General features: G+C 72.1%; 5 protein-coding genes. All 5 read right to left on the bottom strand.

The annotated features are described in order from the left end of the window. Nucleotides 1-617 (bottom strand): ATP-binding protein (locus KBX53_RS21200; RefSeq protein WP_210861209.1); only part of this gene is annotated, 617 nt, incomplete at its 3' end. An 80-nt stretch (nucleotides 618-697) separates the two neighbouring features. Next, nucleotides 698-2,101, bottom strand: coding sequence for a Si-specific NAD(P)(+) transhydrogenase (gene sthA / locus KBX53_RS21195; protein WP_210861207.1), 1,404 nt, complete (start codon nucleotides 2,099-2,101; stop codon nucleotides 698-700). Nucleotides 2,102-2,154: 53 nt separating this feature from the next. Further along, a complete protein-coding gene (locus KBX53_RS21190) occupies nucleotides 2,155-3,177 on the bottom strand; it encodes a fibronectin type III domain-containing protein (protein ID WP_210861205.1) in 1,023 nt (340 codons plus the stop codon). 88 nt (nucleotides 3,178-3,265) lie between these two features. Further along, a complete protein-coding gene (locus KBX53_RS21185) occupies nucleotides 3,266-3,904 on the bottom strand; it encodes a response regulator transcription factor (RefSeq protein ID WP_030338152.1) in 639 nt (212 codons plus the stop codon). Further along, nucleotides 3,901-5,103, bottom strand: coding sequence for a sensor histidine kinase (locus tag KBX53_RS21180; RefSeq protein WP_210861203.1), 1,203 nt, complete (start codon nucleotides 5,101-5,103; stop codon nucleotides 3,901-3,903). The genes KBX53_RS21185 and KBX53_RS21180 overlap by 4 nt, the downstream gene beginning before the upstream one ends. Nucleotides 5,104-5,321: the final 218 nt, after the last annotated feature.

Raw genomic sequence — 5,321 nt, 5'->3', positions numbered from 1 at the left:
TGGTCGCGCACGACGTGGTGCAGCGCGCCGACGTCGAGTGGCGGCAGCTCCACCCGGTCGAGCCGGTTGCCGTGGCGGCCGTCGTCGAGCCCGAGCGGCACGTCCTCGCTGTCGCCTTGGCCGCGTCGGCGACTCACCAGCACGCTCAGGCCCGCCACCCGGCGTAGCGCGTACCGCAACGCGCGCTCGCTCGGCCGGTCCAGCCACGGCGCGTCGTCCACTGCCACCAGCGTCCTCAAGTGGGGGTCGGTCGTGGCGGCTTCCAGCAGGGACCGGGTCGCCGCCCCGACCACCCGGGTGTCGACGGCCTCCCGGACGGTGCCGGAGAGGAGCACGACCTCAGCCGCGGCCCGCTGCGGGCCGGGCAGCGCGGCGACCTGGTCGGCGAGCGGACGCAACAGGTCGGCCAGGGCGGCGTAGGGAAGCTCCGCCTCGGCCTCGGTGGGCGCGCAGCTGAGGACCAGCCACCCCGCCTGGGTGGCGTGCGCGACCAGTGCCCGCCAGAGTTCGGACTTGCCGATGCCGGCCGGCCCCTCCACCAGTACCGGCCCGGATCGGCCCAGCTGCTGCCAGGCCCGGTCGAACACCTCGTCCCGCCCGACGATGGCGCGTCGCATGGGGAAATTCTGGCATCGGCGACGGTCGCCGGGGCATCCCGCCAACGGGTGATCGGGGATGGCCCGGCCGCCCCGAGGAGTCAGCCGTCGATGCGGGTGATGTTGCGGATCTTGTTGGACGCGTCCAGGGCGGCCACCTTGTACGCCTCGGCCAGCGTCGGGTAGTTGAACACCGCGTCGATCAGGTAGTCGATGGTGCCGCCGCAGCCCACCACGGCCTGACCGATGTGGACGATCTCGGTGGCGGCGGTGCCGAACACGTGCACCCCGAGCAGTCGGCCGTCGTCGGGGGAGACGAGCAGCTTCAACATGCCGTACGAGTCGCCCACGATCTGACCCCGGGCCAACTCGCGGTAGCGGGCGACGCCCACCTCGAACGGGGTGGAACTCTCGGTGAGCTGCGCCTCGGTCTGCCCGACGAAGCTGATCTCCGGGATCGTGTAGATGCCGATCGGTTGCAGGCCGTGCATCTCCCGGATCGGCTCGCCGCAGGCGTGTTGCGCGGCCAGCCGGCCCTGCTCCATCGAGGTGGACGCGAGCGCGGGGAAGCCGATCACGTCGCCGACCGCGTAGATGTGCTCCACCGAGGTGCGGTAGTTGCCGTCGACGGCGATCCGGCCGCGTCGGTCGGCCGCCAGCCCGGCCGCCTCCAGCGCCAGGTCGTCGGTCTGGCCCTGCCGGCCGGCCGAGTACATCACCGTGTCGGCGACGATCTTCTTGCCGCTCTTGAGGACGCACAGCGCGGCCGTCTGGTGTTTCTCCACGGCGGCCACCTCCTCGCCGAAGCGGAACGCCACGGACAGGTCGCGCAGGTGGTACTTGAGTGACTCGACGATCTCGTCGTCGCAGAACTCCAGCATCCGGTCGCGGCGCTCCACCACCGTCACCTTCGTGCCGAGCGCGGCGAACATCGAGGCGTACTCCATGCCGATCACGCCCGCGCCGACCACGACCATGCTGCGGGGTACGGCCTGGAGGTTGATGACGCCGTCGGAGTCCACGATGGTCCGGTCGTCGAAGTCGACGCTGTCCGGGCGGGCCGGGCGGGTGCCAGCGGCGATGACGATCTTGTCGAAGGTCACCTTGGACTCGCGGCCGGAGCCACCGTCGACCCAGATCGAGTGCGCGTCGGCGAACCGTCCGGTGCCGGTGATCATCGCGACCCGGTTGCGGGCCAGCTGGTTGCGGATGACGTCGGTCTGCCGGGTGATGACGTGCTGGGTCCGGGCGGCCAGGTCGCTGACCGTGATCTCCTCCTTGACCCGGTAGCTGCTGCCGTACAGGTCCCGCTGGCTCAGGCCGGTCAGGTAGAGCACGGCCTCGCGCAGGGTCTTGGAGGGGACGGTGCCGGTGTTGATGCACACCCCACCGATCATGTCGCGGCGGTCCACGATGCCGACCCGCCGGCCGAGCTTGGCGGCGGCGATCGCGGCCTTCTGACCGCTGGGTCCGGAACCCAGCACCAACAGGTCGTAGTCATACACAGGCGTTAGCGTCGCAAGATGTCCTGGCGCGCGCCAGACTTCGTACCCGAGTGTTACTCAGCCGCCACCGTGCAGCTGCCGCCGTTGAGCGTGACCTCCTCCGGTGGCTGTGATCCGGTGGCGACGAACCCCAGCGACACCGTGCCGCCGGGTGGGATCAGCGCGTTGTGGCGGACGTTGCGCACCCGCAGGTAGCTGCTGTCGCGGTCGACGACCTCCGCGCCCCACAGGCTGCGCAGCTGCTGGGCGGCGTAGAACCGCCACCGCATCGTCCAACCGTCGATCGCCGTCGCGCCGGTGTTGGTGACCAGAAGGCGTGCCACCAGACCGTCGGGCCACTGCCCCACCCTCGAGCGGATCGTGCAGCTCGGCGGTGGCGGCAGCGTGGTCACGGTGACCGGTGCGGACATCGGTGACAGGTGGCCGGCCTCGTCGCGGGCCTGCACCACGAAGGTGTACGTGGTGCTCGGCGTCAGCCCGCTGATCTGGGTGCTGTTGCGCCCGGGCGGGTACTGGTACACCTCGCTGACCCGGGTGAGGACGCCGCCGGCGTCGACCCGGAACACCTCGTACCGGTCGAGGGCGACATTCTCGACCGAGTGCGCCCAGCGCAGCCACAGCAGCGTGGCGGCGACGTCGTAGGCGACCGGTTGGCCGGGTGCGCCGGGCGGTTGGTCGTCTCCCGGTGGCATGGTCACCCGCACTGTCGGGTCGGACAGTGAACGGTTGCCGGCCGCGTCCACCGCCGCGACGGAGAAGACGTACGTGCGCGACGGCCGCAGGCCGGTGATCCGGATGCTGGTGGTGTCGGTCGAGTACTGGGCGCCGGAATCCTCGAACCGGACGCCGACCGGGTAGCTGACCACGCCGACGTTGTCGGTCGCGGGCGCCCAGGTCAGCTCGATCCAGGTGGTGTCGACGGCGACGACGGTGATCGGGCCGGGGGCGGTGGGTCGTTCGGTGTCCGCGGCGGCGTACGCCGGGGTCGCGCCCGCCGCCAGCACTGTCGTCGTGAGCACGCAGGCGGCCAGCGCGGCGGCCCTGGATCGGACGCCGCGCCCCTGTTGATCGCGCATGATGCTTGCCTCGCTTCCGGGTGACCGCAGCGGACCAGTCATCGACTGTCGACGATGTTAGGCCACTGCTGGTCGCACCGTTGCCCCGTCAGCCGACGAGGCGGCGTTCCCAGGCCCAGGCGGCGATCTCGACCCGGTTGCGGGCCTTCAGCTTCATCTGCACGCTCGCCAGATGGGTCTTGACAGTGCCCACGGCGATGAAGAGCTGGGTGGCGATCTCGGCGTTGGTCAGGCCGCGGGCGACGAGCTTCACGACGTCGAGTTCCCGTGGCGACAGCCCGCCGTCGTCGCGCGCCGGGGCCGGTGAGCTGAGGTGCTCCAACAGTCGTACCGTGATCGAGGGGCTGATCAGCGCGTCGCCGGACACCGCCGCGCGGACCGCCTCGACCAGCAGGGCCGGGCCCGAGTCCTTGAGCAGGAAGCCGCAGGCGCCGTTGGCGAGCGCGGTGTGCACGTACTCGTCGAGGTCGAAGGTCGTCACCACGACCACCCGGACCGGGTCGGTGACACCCGCTCCGGCGAGCAGCCGCAGCGCCTCGAGACCGTCGAGGCGGGGCATCCGGATGTCCAGCAGCACCACGTCCGGGCGCAGTCGTCGGGCCAGTTCGACGGCCTGCACCCCGTCGGCGGCCTCGCCGACCACCTCCATGTCCGACTGGGCGCCAATGATCATGCCGAAGCCGGTCCGGACCATCGCCTGGTCATCGGCGATCAACACCCGGATCACCGGGCCACCGCCGAGGGCAGCGGGAACGCCGCGTCGAGCACCCAACCACCGACGACGCCGGGCCCGGCGGTGATCGTGCCGCCGAGCGCACGGACCCGCTCGGTGAGGCCGATCAGACCGAAACCGTGCCCCCGGGCCGGCGCGGTGCGCGGCGAGGCACCGTCGTCGGCGACCCGGACCAGCAACCAGTCCGGGGTACGCCGCACGACCACATCCACGGATCGGGCGTCCGGCGCGTGCTGACGGGTGTTGGTCAGCCCTTCCATCACCACCCGGTACGCCGACGTCGAGACCTCCACCGGCAGTCCGGTCAGGTCACCGTCCACGTGCAGCCTGGCCGGCGCGTTCGCCGCGCCGTTGAACCCGGTCAGCAGCGGCTCCAACTCGGTCACCCCGGCCAGCGGGGCCAGCGGCGCGTCCGGCGGGGCGTCCGGGTTGCGCAGGATCCCGACCATCCGCCGCATCGAGGCCATCGTCTCCGCGCCGGCCCGCTCGATCTGCTCCAGGGCGACGATCACCCGCTGCGGGTCCTGTTCGGCGACGAACCGGGCGCCCTGCGCCTGCACCACGATCCCGGTCACGTGGTGGGCGATGAAGTCGTGCAGGTCACGGGCGAACTCCGCGCGCTGCTCCGCCCGGACCAGCGCGATCGCCCGCGCCCGGCCGGCGGCGATCACCCGCAGGTAGAGCCCCACCCCGGCGGCGCCGGCCGCCGCGAGCGCCTGGAGCAGTCCGAAGATCACCAGCAGGCTGTCGGTGCCGACGCGCAGCGGCATCGCGGCCACGGCGAGCCCGGCGGCCACCGCCGCCCACGGGGCGAGCCGGGGCGCGCCCCAACGGCTCACCACGAAGACCACGCCGATCAGCCCGGCCGACTCGGCGAGCCCCCAGGTGCGGGCGATCAGGATGCCGCCGCCTGCGGAGAGGAGCACCACCCCCGCGGTCACCGCCAGTGAGGCGGCGGCGAGGGCCAGCGCGGCCACCGGCAGCCGGCGCGAACCCGGTTGGTGCACCGGCAGCCAGAGCGGCACCGTCGCCACCGCCAACCCCACCGGCACCAGCAGGAGCAGAAGAGCCGAGATCCCGCGGTCGTCCGCAGTGCTGGCCGTGAAGTCGAACAGAGCGAGGAGGCCAAAGGCCACCAGCCCGGCCGCCTGGGCCAGGCGTACCCACAGACGGCGAAGATCCGGAGCGCTCATGGTGACCCAGCGTAGCCAGCCGGGCGGAGCTGCCGGATCGGCCAAAAGGCAGACCCGGTGACGGCGATACCCGGCCCCGGGCCGATGCGCCCACCCCACCGCGGCGGCGACGCTTCCCCGGTCACCACGCAGCCACTGGAGGAACGATGACAACCCACGCCCCGCCGCAGACCAGCCACGCCGCGGTCGCCGCGGTCGACCTGGTGAAGGTGTACGGC

The organism is Micromonospora sp. M51 (genome assembly GCF_018070305.1).
Classification (GTDB): domain Bacteria; phylum Actinomycetota; class Actinomycetes; order Mycobacteriales; family Micromonosporaceae; genus Micromonospora; species Micromonospora parva.
This window is presented reverse-complemented; position numbering and strand designations above follow the sequence as displayed.

What these genes read in the sequence shown, in the direction of transcription:
- KBX53_RS21190 (WP_210861205.1), bottom strand. Translation starts at nt 3,177, where the DNA reads ATGCGCGATCAACAGGGGCGCGGCGTCCGATCCAGGGCCGCCGCGCTG.
- KBX53_RS21180 (WP_210861203.1), bottom strand. Translation starts at nt 5,103, where the DNA reads ATGAGCGCTCCGGATCTTCGCCGTCTGTGGGTACGCCTGGCCCAGGCG.